This is a genomic window from Chromohalobacter sp. 11-W (genome assembly GCF_029889905.1).
In the GTDB taxonomy this organism is placed as follows: Bacteria; Pseudomonadota; Gammaproteobacteria; order Pseudomonadales; family Halomonadaceae; genus Chromohalobacter.
The window spans coordinates 1-3,324 of record NZ_JARANZ010000021.1; the positions used below are offsets into that span (position 1 = coordinate 1).

Below are 3,324 nucleotides of genomic sequence, written 5' to 3' on the forward strand. Positions count from 1 at the left end.
CCCGGTAGGCTCCACCATCCCGACAGTCGAGAGAGTTTTAAGCGAGACGCTTGGAAGATAAATTCTTCGAGCTTCCCGCTTAGAGCTTGTCGCTCTAAATGCTCTTTAACAATGTGGAATAAACTGACAAAGCAAGACGATACGTCTCAAGCGTATCCGGCAAAATCGTGATCGTCGCCAGACCAGACCCTTTGGGGTTATATGGTCAAGCGATGAAGCGCATACGGTGGATGCCTAGGCAGCCAGAGGCGATGAAAGACGTTGTAGCCTGCGATAAGGCTCGGTGAGGTGGCAAACAACCTACGACCCGGGCATTTCTGAATGGGGAAACCCACCCAGCACAAGCTGGGTATCCCACCCTGAATTCATAGGGGTTGGGAGGCGAACCGGGGGAACTGAAACATCTAAGTACCCCGAGGAAAAGAAATCAACCGAGATTCCCTAAGTAGCGGCGAGCGAACGGGGACTAGCCCTTAAGTCAATGCACGGTTAGGTGAACGGCCTGGAAAGGCCGGCCATAGTGGGTGATAGCCCCGTAACCGAAAACCCGCATTGGTGAAATCGAGTAGGTCGGGGCACGTGAAACCTTGACTGAAGACGGGGGGACCATCCTCCAAGGCTAAATACTCCTGGCTGACCGATAGTGAACCAGTACCGTGAGGGAAAGGCGAAAAGAACCCCGGCGAGGGGAGTGAAATAGATCCTGAAACCGTATGCGTACAAGCAGTGGGAGCTGGCTTCGGCTGGTGACCGCGTACCTTTTGTATAATGGGTCAGCGACTTATATTCAGTGGCGAGCTTAACCGACTAGGGGAGGCGTAGGGAAACCGAGTCTTAACAGGGCGATGAGTCGCTGGATATAGACCCGAAACCGGGCGATCTATCCATGGCCAGAGTGAAGGTCAGGTAACACTGACTGGAGGCTCGAACCCAAGTATGTTGAAAAATGCTGGGATGAGCTGTGGATCGGAGTGAAAGGCTAATCAAGCCCGGAGATAGCTGGTTCTCCTCGAAAGCTATTTAGGTAGCGCCTCACGTATCACCGTCGGGGGTAGAGCACTGTTTCGGCTAGGGGGCCATCCCGGCTTACCAACCCGAGGCAAACTCCGAATACCGATGAGTGCAGCGTGGGAGACACACAGCGGGTGCTAACGTCCGTTGTGAAAAGGGAAACAACCCAGACCGTCAGCTAAGGCCCCCAAATTCTGGTTAAGTGGGAAACGATGTGGGAAGGCTTAGACAGCTAGGAGGTTGGCTTAGAAGCAGCCATCCTTTAAAGAAAGCGTAATAGCTCACTAGTCGAGTCGGCCTGCGCGGAAGATGTAACGGGGCTCAAACCAGATGCCGAAGCTACGGGTGCATCCTTAGGGATGCGCGGTAGAGGAGCGTCGTGTAAGTCTGTGAAGGGGCGTTGAGAAGCGCGCTGGAGATATCACGAGTGCGAATGCTGACATGAGTAACGATAATGCGGGTGAAAACCCCGCACGCCGGAAGACCCAGGGTTTCTGTTCGACGTCAATCGGAGCAGAGTGAGTCGGCCCCTAAGGCGAGGCCGAAAGGCGTAGTCGATGGGAAACGGGTTAATATTCCCGTACCGGATGTGATTGCGATGGGGGGACGAAGAAGGCTAGGTGAGCCAGGCGTTGGTTGTCCTGGTGAAAGTCGGTAGGCCGAGGAATCAGGTAAATCCGATTCCTTAAAGCCGAGAGACGAGACGAACAGACTACGGTCTGGAAGTCATCGATGCCACGCTTCCAGGAAAAGCCTCTAAGCTTCAGATCACATGCGACCGTACCCCAAACCGACACAGGTGGTCAGGGTGAGAATCCCAAGGCGCTTGAGAGAACTCGGGTGAAGGAACTAGGCAAAATGGCACCGTAACTTCGGGAGAAGGTGCGCCGGCATAGGGTGATGGACTTCGCGTCCTAAGCTCGAGCCGGTCGAAGATACCAGGTGGCTGCAACTGTTTATTAAAAACACAGCACTCTGCTAACGCGTAAGCGGACGTATAGGGTGTGACGCCTGCCCGGTGCCGGAAGGTTAATTGATGGCGTTAGCTCCGGCGAAGCGCTTGATCGAAGCCCCGGTAAACGGCGGCCGTAACTATAACGGTCCTAAGGTAGCGAAATTCCTTGTCGGGTAAGTTCCGACCTGCACGAATGGCGTAATGATGGCCACGCTGTCTCCACCCGAGACTCAGTGAAATTGAAATCGCCGTGAAGATGCGGTGTCCCCGCGGCTAGACGGAAAGACCCCGTGAACCTTTACTATAGCTTCACACTGGATGCTGATGTTGCTTGTGTAGGATAGCTGGGAGGCTTGGAACCTGGGACGCCAGTCCCAGGGGAGCCAACCTTGAAATACCAGCCTGGCATCATTGGCGTTCTAACTTGGGCCCGTTATCCGGGTCGAGGACAGTGTGTGGTGGGTAGTTTGACTGGGGCGGTCTCCTCCCAAAGCGTAACGGAGGAGCACGAAGGTACCCTCAGCACGGTTGGAAATCGTGCAATGAGTGCAAGAGCATAAGGGTGCTTGACTGCGAGACAGACACGTCGAGCAGGTGCGAAAGCAGGTTCTAGTGATCCGGTGGTTCTGTATGGAAGGGCCATCGCTCAACGGATAAAAGGTACTCCGGGGATAACAGGCTGATACCGCCCAAGAGTTCACATCGACGGCGGTGTTTGGCACCTCGATGTCGGCTCATCACATCCTGGGGCTGAAGTCGGTCCCAAGGGTATGGCTGTTCGCCATTTAAAGTGGTACGCGAGCTGGGTTTAGAACGTCGTGAGACAGTTCGGTCCCTATCTGCCGTGGGCGTTGGAGATTTGAGAAGGGCTGCTCCTAGTACGAGAGGACCGGAGTGGACGCACCTCTGGTGTTCCGGTTGTCACGCCAGTGGCATTGCCGGGTAGCTATGTGCGGACGGGATAACCGCTGAAAGCATCTAAGCGGGAAGCCCCCTTCAAGATGAGATCTCCCCGAGGCCTCGAGCCTCCTGAAGGGCCCAGCGAGACCAGCTGGTTGATAGGCACGGTGTGGAAGCGCTGCAAGGCGTTGAGCTAACGTGTACTAATGGCCCGTGAGGCTTGACCATATAACACCCAAAGGGTCTGGTGACGAGCCGATCCCGGATACGCATGAGACGTAGCGTGTCAGCTTATTCCCGATTGCGTTGTGGCCCTGAGGGCCATGACACCTGTTTCGCCTGACGACCATAGCGAGCGTGTCCCACCTGATCCCATGCCGAACTCAGCAGTGAAACCGCTTAGCGCCGATGGTAGTGTGGGGCTTCCCCATGCGAGAGTAGGTCATCGTCAGGCATTT

Annotated in this window: 2 rRNA genes; both read left to right on the forward strand. The window is 55.3% G+C overall.

The window, feature by feature from the left end:
• Window positions 1-203 precede the first annotated feature (203 nt).
• A 23S ribosomal RNA gene (locus OP494_RS17035) occupies window positions 204-3,094 on the forward strand.
• Between the two features lie 110 nt (window positions 3,095-3,204).
• Window positions 3,205-3,320 (forward strand): 5S ribosomal RNA (rrf, locus tag OP494_RS17040).
• The last annotated feature ends 4 nt before the right edge of the window (window positions 3,321-3,324 follow it).